Genomic DNA, 17,712 nt, shown 5'->3' on the forward strand with positions numbered 1-17,712 from the left:
CGATAGGGATGGAGGAGTTTGAGGAGGCGATTGAGCGGGTGGTAGCGGGTCCGGAGCGGCGCAGCCGGCTGATCTCGGAGGAGGAGAAGCGGATCATCGCCTACCACGAGGCCGGACACGCCCTGGTGATGAAGATGCTCCCTCACGCCGACAAGGTGCATAAGATCTCCATCGTCTCTCGTGGCATGGCGTTGGGGTACACCATGCCTTTGCCGGAGGAGGATCGCGTGCTGAACAGCCGGGATCGCTATCGCGACGAGCTGGCCGGGCTGCTCGGCGGCCGCGTGGCGGAGGAGATCGTCTTCGGGGAGGTGACCACGGGAGCGGCGAACGATCTGGAGCGGGTGACCAAGCTGGCGCGCCGGATGGTGACCGAGTTCGGCATGAGCGAGAAGTTGGGGCCGCTCCAGTTCGGGCAGAAGGAGGAGCTGGTCTTCCTGGGCCGGGAGATCTCGGAGCAGCGCAACTATTCGGAGGAGATCGCCCAGTTAATCGACTCTGAGGTGCGTCGGTTTGTCGAGGAGGCGCATGAGCGGGCGCGGGCGATCCTCCTGCGTTATCGGCAGAAGCTCGACGAGGTGGCGGAGAGGTTGATTCGCGACGAGACCATCGAGGCGGAAGAATTCGAAGCCATGTTCGCGTAGGCGTCTTCGCTTGCGAAAGAATCCGCCCAGTGGCATGCCATTGGGCGGATTTTGCCTATAGGGGATAGCTACATGGTGTTGGTATGAGAAGGAGATGGGAGCTGTGGTATCCACCCCGCTGGTGACCACTAAGATATTGTTGCCTCGCCTGCGTTCCGATTTGTTGCGTCGCCCTCGGCTGATCGATTTCCTTCACTCGCACGTGAACCGCAAACTGATCCTGATCTCCGCCTCCGCCGGATACGGCAAGACGTCCCTGCTCATCAGCTTTGCCCACGAGACGGAGCTGCCCGTCTGTTGGTACAGTCTGGATCCGTCGGACAATGACCCGCGCCTGTTCCTCGAGTATCTGGTCGCCAGCATCCGTCAGCGATTCCCGGATTTCGGCCAGCGTACGCTCGTGCTGCTCCGGGAGAGCGCGAGGAATGAACTGGAACCGGCCGTCAACATGCTCATCAACGAGATCCAGACGCGTATCCAGGGGGACGTGGTCATCATCCTGGATGACTATCAGGAAGTGGAGGAGAACGCACAGGTCAACGCGATCGTGGATCGGCTGCTTCGGCATCTGCCGGACACCTGTCACATCATCCTGTCAACTCGCACGCTGCCGCGTCGTCTCTCCCTCACCACGCTGACCGCCAGGCGACAGGCCGCCGGGCTGGGGGCGAACGATCTGCGTTTCACCCCTGCCGAGATCCAGGCGCTGGCCGAGCAGAACTATCAGCTCACGCTCACGGAGGAGCAGGCCGCGGCCTGGGCGGAACGCAGCGAGGGGTGGATCACGGGCATCCTCCTGACCACGCACGCCATGTGGCAGGGGCTGTTGCAGTCGTTGATGCGCATCCAGGGCTCCGGCAGTCAGGTCTTCGAGTATCTGGCCAATGAGGTCTTCCAGCAGCAGCCCGAGGAGATTCAGCACTTCCTGCTGGCGAGCTCCGTCTTTCGGGAGATGACGCCCGCCATGTGTGACGCCCTGCTGGAGATCAACAACAGCCTCGCCGTGCTCCAGACCCTGGAGCTGCGCAACCTGTTCATCAACCGGCTGGAGGGGCCCGAGGCCTGGTTCCGCTATCACCAGCTCTTTCGCGAGTTCCTGGAGCAGAAGCTGCGCACTGAGTTCCCCGATGAGTATCGCCGGCTGCATCGCCGGGCCGGCGAGCTGGCGCAGGATATGGGCCGGTGGGATGCCGCCGTCTATCATTACCATGAGGCGGAGCTGCCCGAGCGGATCGCGGCGCTCATCGAGCAGGTCGCGGCGGACGTGTACGACCGGGGACGATGGCGCACGCTGACCCGCTGGATGGACCTCCTGCCTCAGGAGATCCAGGATCGGCATCCCATGTTGAAATTCTGGCGTGCGAAGATCTACGTGGAGATGGCGGACCTGGATGAGGCGCTGCGACTGTTACACGAGGCTTGCGAGGGCTTCCGAGCGGTGGGTGATCTCAAGCGACTGGCTCGTGCGCTGGTAGAGCACGCCAGCGTGCTCCGTCTGATGGGAGATCATATGGGCGCCATCGCGGATTGCGAGGCGGTCCTGGAGATGGGCGAGCGGGCGGAGACATCCACCATAGCGCTGGCCCATCGCGTCATCGGCACGTGCTATGGGCTGCGCGGCGAGTTCACCGTGGGCGCTCGTGAGCTTGAGGAGGCGCTGCGTCTGTATCGCCAGATACGGGATCGGGACAACGAGGCGTATCTGTACCATGACCTGGGCACGATGTACGAGCTCATCGGGGACATCGACCGCTCGAGCGCGTATTTCCGGCAGGCGCTCCGGTACTGGGAGGCGACGGACAAGCCCTGGGCCCTGGCCAATACGCTGAACAGCATCGGGAACAGCCACTACTATCGCGGGGAGTACGAGGAGGCTCAGAAGGCCCTGGAGCGGGCGCTCGACAAGGCGCGAGAGGCAGGCTACACCCGTATCGAGGCGTATATCCTGGCCAGCTTGGGCGATCTGTACCGGGACACAGGGCGGCTGTCAGAAGCCGTTCGGGCCTATCGGGATGGTCTTGAGATCGCCCAGCAGGTGAACGAGGCCATGATCACGGTGTACATCATGGCCGCGCTGGGCAACGCCTATCGTCAGCAGAGGCAGTGGTCTCAGGCGCAGGGGATCTTGCAGCAGGCCCTTTTGCTGGCTGAACATCACGATTCCGGGTACGAGATCGGATTGTGCAAGCTCAGCCTGGGCATGTTGGTGTGCGATATGGGCGATCACACCAAGGCTCAACAGTACCTGGAGCAGGCCTACGCCCTGTTCGAAAGCGGCGGGGCTCAGCGAGAGCAGGCCCGAGCGGCGTTGCAGCTCGCCCATCTCGAGTTCGTCCGTCTCCATCGCCCGCAGGCGATCCAGTTCCTCCTGATCGCGTTGGACATCGCGGAAAACATCGGGTGCGATCAATTCATGCTCACGGATGGAACGCGGCTCCTCCCCCTCTACCGATATGCCCTGCGGCGCCGGGTGGGGGTCAGCCGGCTGCGCAAGATCTGCAATCGGATTCGGGAGATGCAGCGGGCGCAGGAGCCGGCCAGCGTCACAGTCCGGCCGATGCCCCAGACGGTCCGGATTCAGGCCTTCGCCCTGGGGCCGTCCCGCGTGATGAAGGATGGCCGTCTGCTCACGCGGGCGGACTGGGGCTCCACGGTCACGCGTGAGATGTTCTTCTACCTCCTGGAGCATCGTCAGCCCCTGCGCAAAGAGCAGATCATCGACATCTTCTGGGCGGAGGTGAACGAGGAGAAGGCGAACAGCAACTTCCACTCCACGGCCTACCGACTTCGCCGGGCGATCGCGCAGGACACGCTCCTCTACGAGAACGGGCTCTATCGCCTGAATCCGGATCTGGAGATCTGGTATGACGTGGATGCGTTCCAGGAGCTGATCGCCCAGGTCGCCCGGGAGGACCTGTCGATGGAGCAGCGGGAGGAGCTCCTGGAGAGGGCGATCGATCTCTATCAGGGCGATTTCCTGGCCGAGTTCTACTCCGATTGGTGTGTGCCGCAGCGTGAGGCGCTCAAGGGGTTGTATCTGGAGGCGGTGTTGCAGCTGGGAGGGATTCGGGTGCTTCAGGACGATCCCGAGGGGGCGATGGAGATGTTCGAGACGGCGTTGGGGGTGGATAGCTATCGCGAGGAGACCTACATGTTGCTCATGCAGATGTGCGCTCTAAAGGGGGACCTGGATGGCGTGAGGTATTGGTATCGGCGCTGTGAGGATGTGCTCATGCAGGAGCTGGGGATGCCCCCCTCGGAGGCGACCACACGGTTTTACCGTGAGTTGCTCGGGTAGGAGGTGGGCACTCCTCATGCCCTCGCTGGACAGGGCCGGAAACGCCGGAGGGGACGGATATCTGCCCCCTCCCAGAGCGCCCTGAGTCGGTGTGCTTTAGAGTGTGTCTGAGAAATGCTATTGCTTCTGCCGTGAGGAGGCCCGGAGGGGCGGAGCCCCTCCGGAAAAAGCCCTTCTTCTGCCTTCGACCTGCCTGGCCTCGGCCTGGGCCCTTCGGAAAGGGCCGAGAAAGGCAGGTGCAGTGCAGGTCGGAAAAGCAGGGTTTCCGTGGAGGGGATCTCCCCTCCACACCACCCCCTGTGGAGCTGGTTGTTGAGGGAGATCCCTCAGACACGCTCTTAGATATCAGGGCACGACCAGTACTGGACAGGGCGCGTTTCGCAGTACCTGCGTGCTCACGCTCCCGAGCAACATCTCCGCCATGTTGCCGGGGCCGCGTGTCCCCATAACGATCAGGTCCACCTCGTAGCGCTTGGCCGCCTCCAGGATGGCCGGGGCCGGTGCACCCTCGATGATCTCTCCCTCGGCTTCCACCCCGGCCTCTCTCAGGACCTGGGTCGAATCGTCCACGGCCGCTTGGGCAACTCGCTGGAATTGCTCCTCCAGCTCCTCGAAGCCGTCGATCCCCTGATATTGCTTGGGAACCTCGTACGCGTGGAGCACGTAGACCTTGGCCTGCTCCACCCGGGCCAGGTGCTCTACGTAGATCAGCGCACGCTCCGAGGCCCCCGAGGCATCCGTGGCGAACAGGATGTTCCGGATCATGCTGCACCTCCGGGGTCAGTACCGCAGGATGGCGCCGATGGGGCCTTCACGTTGGATGCGCTCGCGATCGGGGCCGCGGACCACCTCCAGGTGGCCGCCTTGATCGATCACCTGCTGCATGGCGACATCGATGATGTCCTCCTCGGCCACCAGCGGCCCCTCGCAGTACGGGCACGCGGAGGGGCGCTGATCGGTCAGGTCCGCGATCAGGCCGCCGCACTGCTCGCATCGCCACCCTTTGTGCTTGAACCCCTCCGGTACGACCAGGATGTGAACCCGGCCCTGCTGTACGGCCGTCATCGTGTCGGCCAACCCCAGTACGGCCTTCTGGCCCTTGAAGGTCCGGGTGATCACCGCCTCCACGCGCTCGGCCTCTATGGCTGCCTCCACCTGGCGTTCGATGGCGGCGACCTCCTCTCGGATCGTGTTGAAGTCCGCCGTAACGGGGATGTTCGCGCTGCCCCGCACCAGCTCCTGCAGCGCCTTGGGAAGCATCTCCTTCAGCTGATCCACGTTCTCCGCCGTGCCGCCCAGCACCAGATGCTGCCACCGCTCGTGTTCGTACAGGCGGGCGACGATCTCCGCCACGTTGCGGAAATGGTGCGCGTATTGCTCTCTCAGCCAGTTCAGATGCGCCAGCTGACCGGGGCCCTGGTCGCGGGTCTTGGGCGGCGTGACGTCATGCTGAGCGATGCCGTACTCCGCGACCTCCCCCAGGTAGTAGAGGAGGAATCGGGCCTTCTCTCGGTCCAGGAGCACGACGCCGTATCGCTCATACTCGTCCATGAGCATGAGCAGGGGGCGCAGGTAGACATGATCCCCCCACACCAGGCGATCTTCCAAAGGGGCGGGCAGATGATACACGCGCCACAGGTCCTGCTCGGGCGCGCAGAAGATCGCCAGGCTGCGGCCCGAAGGTCGGAACTGGAATCGGACGTGCTCGATGACCCGTTGCGCGGCGGATCGGAACCGTGCGAGCTCGGCCTTCTCCGTCAGTTTCTTCTCCTCCGCATCGATCAGCGCCTCGACGCGCCGCTCCAACGGGATCTCTGCCAGCCGTTGAGGCGTGATGTCCACGTACAGGGAGAGCACGCCCGGGGCCGACAGATGTATCTCCTGCAAAGGCTGCAATGCCTCTGGGGTTACGAAATCGTATCCTCGTTCATCATCGCCGAATAAGGTGAACACGCCTTCTTGCTCCCACAGATCTACGCTCATCATGCTCCCTCTCTTCCCTACGATCTGATCTGAAGATCGTGTATCTCGTGTGGTGGAAATTTCGCGAAACAGCCCATATGTCGCGAAGCTGTTCTCATGTATCTTGAAACCGGCCTAGGCCGGTTGAGCGATATCCTCCTCCTCGAGGCGGTGCACGCCCATCGCCTCCAGACGCTCCGCTAGCTCGCTGCCGTCCATGACCTCCTTTTCCAGCAGCTCCTGGGCCAGCGTGAGCAAGGCCTCTTTGTGTCGCTGGAGCAGCTCCCGGGCCCGACCGTAATTCTCGTCCACGATGCGACGGATCTCCGCGTCGATCTGTTGGGCGGTCTCCTCGCTGTAAGGCGAATGGGGCACTCCCTGGCGTTCGTCCCCCAGGAATCCCTCCGGCGTCGCCTCCAGGGCGATGGGGCCTAGCGTGTCGCTCATGCCGAACTGCGTCACCATGCGGCGGGCCAGCTCCGTCGCCCTTTGCAGGTCATCGGCGGGCCCTGTGCTCACCTGGCCGAAGACGATCTCCTCGGCCGCGCGGCCTCCCAGCACCACCGTCATCCGATCTCGTAGCTCGGCCTCGGTCAGCAGATAGCGGTCCTCCAGGGGGACCTGGATGGTCACGCCCAGCGCGGCCGCGCCGCGGGGCACGATGCTGACCTTATGCACCGGGTCCGCGTGCGGCAGGAGCATGCCCAGCAGGGCGTGGCCCATCTCATGGTGGGCCACGATAGCACGCTCGCGCTCGTTCAGCGCCCGGTTCTTGCGCTCCAGGCCGGCCATCACCCGGTCGATGGCCTCATCCAGGTCGTCCATGGTGACCTGCTGGCGGCCGCGCCGCACGGCCAGCAGGGCGGCCTCGTTCACCACGTTGGCCAGCTCCGCCCCGGCGAACCCGGGCGTGCGGGCGGCGATCACGCGCAGGTCCACGTCGGGTGCCAGCTTGACCTTCCGGGTGTGTACGCGCAGGATCGCCTCGCGGCCGTTGAGGTCCGGCTTATCCACGACGATCTGACGATCGAATCGGCCGGGGCGCAGCAACGCCGGATCCAGCACATCCGGCCTGTTGGTGGCGGCCATGATGATGACCCCGGCCGAGCTGTCGAACCCGTCCATCTCCACCAGGAGCTGGTTCAGCGTCTGTTCTCGCTCCTCGTTGCTGACCGGGGACCGCCCGCCGGCCCGGCTGCGCCCGATCGTGTCGATCTCGTCGATGAAGACGATGCAGGGCGCCTTCTCGCGAGCCTGCCGGAAGAGGTCGCGCACCCGGGCGGCGCCCACGCCTACGAACATCTCCACGAAATCGGCGCCGGAGATGCTGAAGAACGGCACGCCGGCCTCTCCCGCCGTGGCGCGGGCCAGCAGCGTCTTTCCCGTCCCGGGCGGTCCCACCAGCAGCACCCCCTTGGGGATCCGAGCGCCCACGGCGGTATACTTCTCCGGGTGTTTCAGGAAGTCCACGACCTCACGCAGCTCCTCGACCGCCTCGTCCACGCCCGCGACGTCCTTGAACGTCACCTTGACGTCGCTTTCGTCCCAGATCTTGGCGCGGCTGCGGCCGAAGCTCAGCGCCTGGGTCGCCCCGGGAAGGCGCTGGACGCTCCATCCCCAGAATCCGAGCAGCAACAGGAGGGGCAGACCCCAGCTGAGCACGACGCTCCAGAAGGGGCTCGGCGGGACGCCCGTGAACTCGGCGCCGATCTCATGCAGGCGATCCACGATCTCCGCGTCGTCCACGCCCGGGACTCGATTGGCGCGGAAGCTCTGGGCCTGTTCCCCCTCGCCCTCCGTCCAGGTGATCTCGTCCACGCCGATGGCGGCTCGGGTGACCGTCCCTTTGCTCAGCGCGTCCAGGAAACGGCTGTAGGGCGCTGGCTGGGGACGGAAGGGGGCGAGGAACCACAGGTTGATCGCCAGCAGGATCATCGTAGAGATGATCAGGTAGGCCACGCTGTACCAGATCTGTCGCCGCCGGGTGTGGCGACCGTGGTCCTTTCCATTCATGCGCTTTTCACCTCCCCTGGCTCGCACTACGTTTGCAGGCGGGCCAGCTCCTCCGGCGCGACGCGCAGGCGATTATCCACATCGCGCACGCCGGGCACGTGGGTCACCACGTCGTCGGCGATGTCCCACTCCTCCTGGCTGGCGACGTACCCGGTCAGCACGATATGGCCGAGGTACGCGGACACCTGGACGCCAGGGAAGTCATGAACGGTGCGCGGGTCCTCGGCCAGGGCACGAGCGGCGGCCGGGACCAGCTCGTCGTCGCAGTAGAGTTGGTTGCGGACCTCTCGTACGCCCTCGACCTCCGCCGCGATTTGGGCGGCCATTTTCTTGTGGGAGAGGGCACGTACCCAGCCGGTGAGCGTGACGACGCCATCCTTCACCTCGATGCCAACCGGCGCCCCCACCTCGCGAATGGGGTTGAATCGATATAGCCGATCACGCACGTCAGCCAGGATCTCCTGATCGCGCTCCGAGTGGGCGATTTCTGGTTGACCGAACACGGCTTCCCTCCTTTTCAGGGTCTTATGGTTGCTGTAGTTGTTGCCATTGCTGAGGGGGGATGCGCACGGCTGGCAGCAGCTCGTCAAGGCGATCCGGCTTCACCTCCAGGGCGTTGATCACCGAGATCACCCCCTCCTGCTGTCGGGCGATCTCCTCGGCCGCCCGGCGGACCTCAGCCGAGCTGACCTCGCCTGACAGCGTGACCACGCCATGGTCGCTGGTGACCTCGATCACCGCCAAACGCGTGCGGGGGTCCGCCTCCAGCGCCGCGATCACGCGGGCGACCACGCCGGTGTCCGTCGTGATGGCGTTCTCCACATCCACCACGCCTTCGACGCTGCGGGCGATGGTCTCCGCGTGGCGCTTGGCGGCGATGTCCGCCACCTGGCCGGACAGGCGAACCAGGCCGTCCTCCAGCGTCGCCTTCACCCGGCTCAGGTCGAACTCCTTGGCCGCGGCCAAACGCTCGCGCACCTCTTCCAGGATGTCCACGTCCGAACGCTGGGTATGCTGAGCCAGCTTCTCCAGCTCCTCACGCGTGGCTTTGATGTAGATCCCCTCGTCGCTGATGGAGCGGACCATCTCGATGGGAACCACCAGCCGGCGAGGGAAGATCCCCTTGCGCAGGACCAGGTGGGTGATCTCCCCCGTCTCCTTGTTCACCAACAGGTGATCGATGTGCCCGATGGTCCCCTCCGCATTATACACGCGCGTTCCCCGGCCGATGACGGTCTCGTTGGGGTCGATGCCCTTCTGTACGCGCTGTCGCATCATCGGCCGAATCTCGGTGGTGAGAGGGGGCACGCCGTATCCGTAACGCAGATACCAGTGCAGGACGTCCTCGCTGCGATAGCCGGGGCCGGGCTTCCAATCCGGCGCGGGTACGACGAATTCTTCTTCTCGATATTCGGGGTAGTTGGCCAGCTCTCGGCTGGTGATGCGCAGGCGGATCGCCTCTTCATCGGCGCTCTCCACCACGTCCGTCGGGATCACGCGGTCCTTCTTTTGCAGGAATCCCTTCTCCACTATCAGGTCCGTCACGCGCCGGGTGTGGGGATCCACGACGACCTTCACCAGCCGCCCCGCGCGTCCATCCACGCAGTACACATCTGCTCCGATCTTGAACATGATTCCCTCCTCATTGTGTGCCTAATCCGGATGGACTTCCTCGCCTCCTTCGCCGGGCCGTCTCGTCTGCCGCTCATCGCGATGGCGCGTGGGCGAGGGAGGCATGGTCGATCACAAACATCATTATGCGCGCCGTATATAAGAGACACATGTGCTCAACATAAGCATTCCGTTAGAGCGGTTGTGCAACGTGTCCAAGTTAGCGTCGCGAAGTTTGAACAGTTCACCCATGGTCCTCCTCTCCCATATCCGTTATCCTTGGGGGCGTAAGCTGCCCAAGCTTTCGGACGCCATAACCTGAGGAGGAGGCTATGACGGGAGAGATCAATGCGGCCGACGTCGCTTGGATCCTCATGTCGGCTGCGCTGGTAATGCTCATGACGCCGGCTTTGGGTTTCTTCTACGGCGGGCTGGTCCGACGCAAGAATGTTCTGGCGACGATCATGCACAGCTTCTTCATGTTGGCGCTGATCAGCGTCCAGTGGGTGTTGTGGGGATATAGCCTGGCCTTCGGCCCAGATCTGGGAGGGGTCATCGGCAGCCTGCGATGGATCGGACTGAACGGTGTCGGTCTGGAGCCCAGCCCGGACTACGCGAGCTCCGTTCCCCACCTGGCGTTCATGATCTACCAGGGGATGTTCGCCGTCATCACTCCGGCCCTGATTACGGGAGCGTTCGCCGAGCGGAAGCGGTTTAAAGCGTTCGCCATCTTCAGCCTGCTCTGGGCGACCCTGGTGTACGATCCGGTGGCCCACTGGGTGTGGGGTGTGGGTGGATGGCTGGGGCGCCTGGGGGCGATGGACTTCGCTGGCGGCACCGTGGTTCACATCACCTCCGGCATGTCGGCGCTGGTAGCGGCCATCTTCCTGGGCCGCCGGTTGGGGTTCGGTCGCGAGCCCATGAAACCCCACGATGTGACCATGACGTTGCTCGGGGCCGGGTTGCTGTGGTTTGGATGGTTTGGCTTCAACGCCGGTAGCGCCCTGTCTTCGGGGGCGTTGGCGGTGAACGCCTTTGTGGTCACGAATACGGCCGCCGCAATGGCCGCGTTGACGTGGATGACGCTGAGCTGGATCCATCAGCATCAGCCCAGCGTGTTGGGTTCTGCAGCGGGCGCCGTCGCCGGGTTGGTCGCCATTACGCCAGCCGCCGGTTTCGTGGGCGTGCCAGCGTCCCTGCTGATCGGCCTGGGTGCTGGATTCCTCTGCTACTGGGCCGTTCAGCTAAAGGAGAAGTGGGGCATAGACGACTCCCTGGACGTGTGGGGTGTGCATGGTGTGGGCGGCGTGTGGGGCGCGCTGGCGACAGGCATCTTCGCCTCCACGGCGATCAACCCCGACGGGGCCAACGGGCTGCTGTTCGGCAACCCGGGTCAGCTTCTCGTTCAGCTGGTTGCCGTGGTCATCGTCTCCCTGTACTCCATGGGCGTGACCTGGGTGATCCTCAAGGCTCTGGACAAGACGATCGGATTGCGTGTGGGCGAGGAGGAGGAGCTTTCCGGCCTGGATGTCACCCAGCACGGAGAGGTAGCCTACCAGTTATAATCCGGCTGCATATGCACTGGCCAAACATCATCGAATACTGAAGGAGGTTCACATGTCACCGTTGATCATTCTCGATCTGGTCGTTTTCGTAGCGTTGGTCGTCACATGGGCGCTCATGCCTTCACGGGCCTCCATGTAGATCGGTTTCCTCTATTGGGCTGTGCCCACACGCTGCGGGGGACATGAGGCGTCAGGGGGTATCCTCTGGCGTCTCATGCATTTCCGCCCCTGTGCGGGCCTTCCCCAGCCGTCGACTGAGCAGGAGCTTGAACCCGCGGGTTCGCGCGACGACCTCGCATCGACCGAACTCTCGCTCCATGATCCGTTCATAGGGGATGAACTGGTTGCAGACCAGGTAGAATCTTCCGCCGCGCTTGAGCCGGGGGCGCGCCTGCTGGATGAAGCGGTGCGCCACGCTGTAGTCGATCTCCCGCCCCGCGTGGAAGGGCGGGTTCGTGGCGATCACATCGCACTGCACGTCGCCGATGGCGGCCGGCCCATCGCCCAGGATCACCTCGGCGTTGCTCAACCGGTTGTGCGCCACGCTGCGCCGTGCGGCCTCCACGGCGATGATGTTGCTGTCCACCAGGTAGACATGCCCTCGCGGCGCCCTCAGCGCTGCGACCACCCCGATGACCCCGTATCCGCACCCCACGTCCAGCACCACATCTTCCGGCCCCACCTTGAAGTTCTCCAACAACAGGCGGGTGGCCGCGTCAAGGCGATCCCATGAGAAGATGCCGGGCTTGGAGATCATCTCCAGTTGTTGATCCCCGAACTCCACGACGATGGGGCGGTACCGGAAGTAATCCTCGTCAGGCTCTGCCGGGGGTCCCTCGCCTCGCACGGCCAGCGCCGCCCGGTAGCCCTTTTCGATCTCCAGCGTTTCCGCGCGGCCGAATAGGGCCGCGGCCCGTTTGATCCACGTTCGGATCCCACCCGCCTTGGGGCCGGCGAAGTAGAAGCGCCCTCCTGGACGCAGCAGCCGATGGGCGTCCACCAGGAATTGCATCACCACACGCTTGCCGGCGTTCACTGGCAGGTTGCTGAGCACCACATCATAGCGTTGGTCCGCCACGGCCTGGGCGCAGTCGCTGACCAGCACCCGGGCGTTGGTCACGCCGTTGAGCGCCAGGTTGGCCTCGGCCAGCCGGGTGGCCACCACGTTGCAGTCCACCAGATCGACGTGGCCTTCGGGGCCGGTCAGCCGGGCGGCCACCAGTCCCAGCACGCCGTAGCCGCATCCCAGATCCAGAACCCGCTCGCCGGGGTGGATCTCCATCACATCCAGCAGGATCCGCGCGCCGGTGTCCAGACGTTCCCAGGAGAAGACGCCCACCTGTGTGTGTAGCTCGAACGTCAGGCCGTGGGTCTCCACCTCCAGCTCGGCCGTGTCCCAGTCGGCTGGTAGGGAGGGGGTTGCTCGCGGGGGACGTTCTCTTCCGCCTCTCGGTCGTGGCGTCATGTGTCTCCTCTCAGAAGGCGCCCCGGCGCCAGAGGACCATCGCACCGGCCAGGGCCCGGATCCCTCCGGCGATGAACAGGGCCGTCGTGATCCCTATGGCTCCCGCGACCCCGGAGCCGGCCAGCGGCGCGGCGAAGATGGCCACGTTGGATAGCACGGAGAAGATGGCGATGAATCGCGCTCGGTCCGCGTCCGGGGCGATCTGGATCAGCGTGTTGTACAGGGAGATGTTCATGCCGGCGGCGAGCAGTCCGCCCAGCACGGCGATGCCCAGCAGCGGCGGTAGCGTATGGGTGAGTGCCGTCAGGATGGGATAGAGGGACAATCCCAACATGCTGACCCCGAGCACGCGTTGGTTGCCCCATCGCTGCAGGATGCGGTCCATGAGCAGGGCCGACACCACCGAGGTGCCGCTCATCAGGGTGAAGATCAGGCTGACGAAGGCATCGGACGCGCCCAGCACCCGTACCCAGTAGATGGGAAAGAGGGGGATCGCCATGAAGAGCCCCCACTGAAACACGAAGGCGGCCAGCGTGAAGAAGCGAAATCGACGGTCGGCCCAGAAGAGCCGGAACCCCTCGATCAGATCCCGCACCCCCCGGGTGGAGGGTGGGGGCTCCGCTCGTTCGGGGATATCCAGTCGGCTGACCGCGTAAAGGCTGCCCATCCCCGCCAGGAAGGCGATCAGGAACAGGATCTGGTAGTTGAGCGGGACGGGAAGCAGGGCGAGGACCGAGCCGGATGCCAGGACCGTGAGCGTGGAGGTGGCGCCCATCAGTGCGTTGCGCCGGCTGATGACGTACCCCAGGCGCTCCTTGGAGATGGCCTCCGGCAGCATGGAGGAGAACCCCACGTTGGCCAGGCCGAACGGGAAGGCCTGGAGCGCGGCGAGGATGATCAGCCCGGGCACCACCCACGGACGTGGCAGGATCCATGGCAGGAGGGCCATCAGCAGGTAGCCCAGCCGGTGGGAGAACAGCGCCTTCAGCACCAACGGCAGCAGATGCCGCTGGCGGGCCACGATCTGCCCCGCAGGGATCAGCCAGAAGATGGAGATCAGCGCCGGAGCTGAGGTCAGCGCGCCGACCTGGACCTTGGTCGCGCCGAGACGCACGGCGTACACGCCGAGGAAGTTGAAGGCGATCCCGGCCAGAATACCGAACCAGGCGATGTCCCAATACAGATACCGGCGGTTGTGTCGCTCGCGTGGCGTAGCCAGCGTGTCAACGCCGGGAGCGATGGCCGCCAATGGCCACCGTCTCTGCCACCACCCAGAGACCCTCTGGGCTATCCACGGCGGAAGACGATCCATAAGGCACCGCCTGTGTTGCGGGATGTACGACCGGCGCTATGGTACACAGGCTCAACCGAGCCGTCAAACCAGGACAAGAGCCTGAGAGCGTGTCTAAAAATTTACCGGCACGATGTTCTGAGGGGGGCCTCAACGACCAGTTCCACAGGAGGAGATGTGGAGGGGTCCTCCCCGCTTGGGGGAAGGGGGCTCAACGGTGGGGGGATACGTCTGGCTATGTCATGTGGCGGGAGAAGCCGAGAAGGCGTATACGGACACGGCATCTTACCGTGCCCTGGCGGGCGTTGACGTCGGCGGGGATCGAGAGGTATACTGAAGCTGTGAGGGATCTCCGCGTCATGGAGCGGACCATTTCTGCCGGCTGCGAACAGGATGGTCTTGCATATCGCCTCGGGTGGGACCTTTCGAGGCGACTTGTGACGAGGAGGACTGGATCATGAGCGCGAATCGGGTCTACACGTTGGTTGCCACAGTGATCGTGGCCTTGCTGCTGATCGCCTATCTGGCCGTGGTGGCCTGGGCCGGCTATTTGAGCCTTACCATGTCGGAGAAGCCCTCCGTCCCCGCGGCCGTGACCAATCTCTTCACGGGGGTGGCCGGCCTCATCGCAGCCCACTTCGCGGCCGTCTACGGGCTCTCGCAGGCGGGGCCGGCGAACGTCCGAGCCCAGCTGCGCTCCGTGCGCACGTGGGTGAGGGGGCCCGCCGAGATGCAAGGTGGGGGCGATGAACTCCGCCAGTGGATCTCCGTGATCGCTGTGGTGGTCTATCTGATCAGCGTCCTGCTCGCCTGGCTGTTCTGGTTTGTGGACGGCCTCTCTGAGAACACGGCGGATCTGGTGAAGAACTTGGCGACGACGGGCGTGGGGGCCTTCCTGGGCGTCCTCGCCTTCATGCTGCGGCTGCCGTCGCGCTAGACGATCGCGGTGGGCGCCGGAGAGGGGGGATCTGCGAGGCTGTCGCCGACCTTGGGACGGCCCAGGGATGTGAATCGGGTAGGATTGACGGAACCGCCCTCGCCGGGTATACTCCTTTTCGCTGGCTGGACGGCGCAACCCTGGTTTTTGCGCCGTCCAGCGCTTGTTGGTGGCGCCGCTTTGGCGAACGTGTTTCCTGCCCGTGTGGTGCTGCCGTGCGTTCGGCCGGCATTTGATATGGAGGTGAGTAGGCGTGAAGTCCTTAGGACGTATATCGGTTTTCCCTGCCATTCCGGAGCGCATTCACCGCTTGAACGAACTAGCCTATAACCTGTGGTGGAGCTGGCATCCGCGAGCGCAGGCGTTGTATCGAGAGTTGGACCCGGAATTGTGGGAACGGGTGGATCATAATCCGGTGAAGTTGCTGCGCGGCCTGGCGCAGGAGCGTCTGAACGCTGCTGCGGCCAGCCCTGAGTATCTGGCGCTGTACGATCGGGTGATGGAGGACTTCGACGCATATATGCAGTCCCCATCCACCTGGTTCTCCCAGCAGCATCCCGAGGCCAAGGACGAGCTGATCGCGTATTTCTCCGCCGAGTTCGGATTGCATGAGGCGTTGCCGATCTACTCCGGCGGTCTGGGCGTGTTGTCCGGCGACCACTGCAAGACGGCCAGCGATCTGGGGCTGCCCTTTGTTGGCGTGGGGTTCCTTTATCCCCAGGGATATTTCAAGCAGCATATCGATTCATCCGGCTGGCAGCAGGCCAGTTATGAGAAGATCAACTTCTCCGAGGTGCCCGCTCGTCCGGCCCTGGACGACAACGGCCAGCAGGTGATGATCTCCGTTGAACTCCCCGGGCGCACCATCTACGCTCGAGTATGGCACTTCCAGGTCGGGCGGGTTTCCCTCTATCTCCTGGACACGGACGTCGCGCGCAACGCTCCGGCGGATCGAGAGCTCTTCGCCCGGCTGTATGGGGGCGATCATGAGATGCGCATCTCCCAGGAGATCATGCTGGGCATCGGCGGTGTGCGCGCCCTGCGCGCCCTGGGCATTCGTCCCACGGCGTGGCATATGAACGAGGGACACGCGGCGTTCCTGGTGTTGGAGCGCATGCGGGAGCTGGTCGCGCAGGGGGTGCCCTTCCCCGTCGCCCGCGAGGTGGTCATGGCGAGCACGGTGTTCACGACCCATACCCCCGTCCCGGCCGGCCATGACACCTTCGGCTTTGATCTGATGGACAAGTATTTCGGCTCGTTCTGGCCGCAGCTGGGGATCGATCGGGAGACGTTCTTGCAGCTAGGGCGCTATGACTATCCGTGGGGGCCCCAGTTCAGCATGACGGTGTTGGCGTTGCGCATGTCGGGCAGGCGCAACGGCGTGAGCCAGCTTCATGGCGAGGTCTCCCGCCGGATGTGGCAATCCATATGGCCGGAAACCCCGGTGGAGGAGGTGCCCATCGGGGCCATCACCAACGGCGTGCATACCGAGTCCTGGCTGGCGCCCGAGCTGGCCGCCCTGTTCGATCAGTATCTGCCTTCGGACTGGCGCCAGCGGTTGGACGACCCGGAGACATGGGAGCGGGTTTCGGAGATCCCGGCCGAGTCCTTGTGGGGGATTCACCTCCACCTCAAGCGTCGGATGATCGATTTCATCCGGGAGCGGGTGCGCTCGCAGCGGCTTCGGCATGGCGAGTCGGTGCGGCAGGTCGCGGCTGTGGATGACCTCCTCGATCCGGACGCGCTCACCATTGGGTTCGCCCGCCGGTTCGCCACCTATAAGCGTGCCACGCTGATCTTCCGGGATCTGGATCGCATTCGCGCGCTGTTGAGTGATCCCGATCGGCCGGTGCAGATCATTTTCGCCGGCAAGGCCCACCCGGCTGACGAGCCCGGAAAGAAGCTGATCCAGCGCATCCACCAGCTCTCACAGCAGCCGGAGTTTCAGGGGCGTATCATCTTCGTGGAAGACTACGATATGAACATCGCCCGTTACCTGGTGCAGGGCGCGGACCTGTGGCTGAACAACCCGCGACGGCCCAATGAGGCCAGTGGCACCAGCGGCCAGAAGGCGGCCGCCAACGGCATCCTCAATTGCTCCACGCTGGATGGATGGTGGCCGGAGGGGTTTAACGGGAAGAACGGCTGGGCGTTTGGTGAGACGCGGGAGTTTCAAGATCCCGATATGCAGGACGAGGCGGATGCGCTGGCCCTTTATGCCACGCTGGAGCAGGAGGTCGTGCCCCTGTTCTACGACCGTGATGAGGCCGGGGTGCCGCATGGCTGGGTGCAATGGATGAAGGAGGCGATTCGCTCCGTGGCGCCGCGGTTCAACACGCGGCGGATGGTGCGGGAGTATATCGAGCGGATGTACCTGCCCGCGGCCGCGCATGGGCACGCGCTATCCGAGAACGACTTCGCCCGGGCGAGGGAGCTGGCCGAGTGGCGAGAGCGGGTCGCTGCCTCCTGGCCCCAGGTGACGATCGCCGCGCAGGGGCCGGAGGATCGGGCGATCACTCTGGGCCAGGAAGTGGAGGTGACGGCCGAGGTCTCCCTGGATGGGCTATCCCCGGACGACGTGGTTGTAGAGGTCGTTTACGGTCTCCAGTATGATGACACATTCGAGGAGCTGAAGGCGGTGCCGATGGCCCTGGTGGAGACGATGGAGTCCGGGCGGTATCGGTATCAGGTGCGGTTGCGTCCGGAGTCCAGCGGGAACTACACGTACGGCGTGCGCGTTTTGCCGGTGCATCCGGCTTTGCCGGACAAGTTCGATACCCGGCTGGTGCGCTGGGCCTGAGAGCGTGTCTGAGAATTTACCGGCAAAATGTCTGAGGGGTCTCCCTCAACGACCAGCTCCACAGGGGGAGGTGTGGAGGGGTCCTCCCCTCCACGGAAATCCCACTTTTCCGGCCTGCACCTGCCT

12 protein-coding genes are annotated in these 17,712 nt (G+C 64.3%); 5 read left to right on the forward strand and 7 right to left on the reverse strand.

All coding sequences use genetic code 11. The features are described from left to right. Both GXP39_03945 and GXP39_03950 read left to right on the forward strand, forming a co-directional pair. Window positions 1-644: cell division protein FtsH (locus tag GXP39_03945; protein ID NOZ27192.1), on the forward strand; the 644-nt coding region annotated here is incomplete at its 5' end. 94 nt (window positions 645-738) lie between these two features. Next, complete coding sequence (locus tag GXP39_03950) at window positions 739-3,942, forward strand: tetratricopeptide repeat protein (protein ID NOZ27193.1); 3,204 nt, start codon at window positions 739-741, stop codon at window positions 3,940-3,942. Between the two features lie 345 nt (window positions 3,943-4,287). Here GXP39_03950 and GXP39_03955 read toward each other — a convergent pair whose 3' ends face one another. From GXP39_03955 to GXP39_03975, 5 genes are all read right to left on the reverse strand, one after another. Beyond that, window positions 4,288-4,707 carry a universal stress protein gene (locus tag GXP39_03955; protein NOZ27194.1) on the reverse strand — a complete coding sequence of 140 codons (420 nt, stop codon included), beginning with the start codon at window positions 4,705-4,707 and terminating at the stop codon, window positions 4,288-4,290. Between the two features lie 15 nt (window positions 4,708-4,722). Then, window positions 4,723-5,928, reverse strand: a complete 1,206-nt coding sequence (locus GXP39_03960; protein ID NOZ27195.1) for a hypothetical protein — start codon at window positions 5,926-5,928, stop codon at window positions 4,723-4,725. 111 nt (window positions 5,929-6,039) lie between these two features. Beyond that, a complete protein-coding gene (gene hflB, locus GXP39_03965) occupies window positions 6,040-7,917 on the reverse strand; it encodes an ATP-dependent zinc metalloprotease FtsH (GenBank protein ID NOZ27196.1) in 1,878 nt (625 codons plus the stop codon). Between the two features lie 26 nt (window positions 7,918-7,943). After that, window positions 7,944-8,420 (reverse strand): BON domain-containing protein, encoded by a 477-nt coding sequence (locus tag GXP39_03970; GenBank protein ID NOZ27197.1) that lies wholly within the window; start codon window positions 8,418-8,420, stop codon window positions 7,944-7,946. A 22-nt stretch (window positions 8,421-8,442) separates the two neighbouring features. Next, the gene (locus GXP39_03975) at window positions 8,443-9,549 is read right to left on the reverse strand and encodes a BON domain-containing protein (GenBank protein NOZ27198.1); all 1,107 of its coding nucleotides are present in this window, start codon (window positions 9,547-9,549) and stop codon (window positions 8,443-8,445) included. 311 nt (window positions 9,550-9,860) lie between these two features. On the opposite strand from GXP39_03975, the gene GXP39_03980 reads away from it, so the two are divergent. Then, a complete protein-coding gene (locus GXP39_03980; protein NOZ27199.1) occupies window positions 9,861-11,093 on the forward strand; it encodes an ammonium transporter in 1,233 nt (410 codons plus the stop codon). A gap of 190 nt (window positions 11,094-11,283) precedes the next feature. Here the strand turns inward: GXP39_03980 and GXP39_03985 are convergent, their stop codons facing one another. Beyond that, the gene (locus tag GXP39_03985; protein ID NOZ27200.1) at window positions 11,284-12,558 is read right to left on the reverse strand and encodes a class I SAM-dependent methyltransferase; all 1,275 of its coding nucleotides are present in this window, start codon (window positions 12,556-12,558) and stop codon (window positions 11,284-11,286) included. A 10-nt stretch (window positions 12,559-12,568) separates the two neighbouring features. After that, window positions 12,569-13,870, reverse strand: a complete 1,302-nt coding sequence (locus GXP39_03990; protein NOZ27201.1) for an MFS transporter — start codon at window positions 13,868-13,870, stop codon at window positions 12,569-12,571. 436 nt (window positions 13,871-14,306) lie between these two features. Here GXP39_03990 and GXP39_03995 point away from each other — a divergent pair, with 436 nt between their 5' ends. Beyond that, window positions 14,307-14,786 carry a hypothetical protein gene (locus GXP39_03995; GenBank protein NOZ27202.1) on the forward strand — a complete coding sequence of 160 codons (480 nt, stop codon included), beginning with the start codon at window positions 14,307-14,309 and terminating at the stop codon, window positions 14,784-14,786. 253 nt (window positions 14,787-15,039) lie between these two features. After that, window positions 15,040-17,586: a glycosyltransferase family 1 protein gene (locus GXP39_04000; GenBank protein NOZ27203.1), complete on the forward strand. Its 2,547-nt coding sequence runs from the start codon at window positions 15,040-15,042 to the stop codon at window positions 17,584-17,586. Window positions 17,587-17,712 lie beyond the last annotated feature (126 nt).

Source organism: Chloroflexota bacterium (assembly GCA_013152435.1).
Lineage (GTDB): Bacteria > Chloroflexota > Anaerolineae > DUEN01 > DUEN01 > DUEN01.

Coding starts and splice junctions, on each gene's coding strand:
- GXP39_03950 (NOZ27193.1), top strand. CDS start 739: ATGGGAGCTGTGGTATCCACCCCGCTGGTGACCACTAAGATATTGTTG.
- GXP39_03955 (NOZ27194.1), bottom strand. CDS start 4,707: ATGATCCGGAACATCCTGTTCGCCACGGATGCCTCGGGGGCCTCGGAG.
- GXP39_03960 (NOZ27195.1), bottom strand. CDS start 5,928: ATGATGAGCGTAGATCTGTGGGAGCAAGAAGGCGTGTTCACCTTATTC.
- hflB (NOZ27196.1), bottom strand. CDS start 7,917: ATGAATGGAAAGGACCACGGTCGCCACACCCGGCGGCGACAGATCTGG.
- GXP39_03975 (NOZ27198.1), bottom strand. CDS start 9,549: ATGTTCAAGATCGGAGCAGATGTGTACTGCGTGGATGGACGCGCGGGG.
- GXP39_03980 (NOZ27199.1), top strand. CDS start 9,861: ATGACGGGAGAGATCAATGCGGCCGACGTCGCTTGGATCCTCATGTCG.
- GXP39_03985 (NOZ27200.1), bottom strand. CDS start 12,558: ATGACGCCACGACCGAGAGGCGGAAGAGAACGTCCCCCGCGAGCAACC.
- GXP39_03990 (NOZ27201.1), bottom strand. CDS start 13,870: ATGGATCGTCTTCCGCCGTGGATAGCCCAGAGGGTCTCTGGGTGGTGG.
- GXP39_03995 (NOZ27202.1), top strand. CDS start 14,307: ATGAGCGCGAATCGGGTCTACACGTTGGTTGCCACAGTGATCGTGGCC.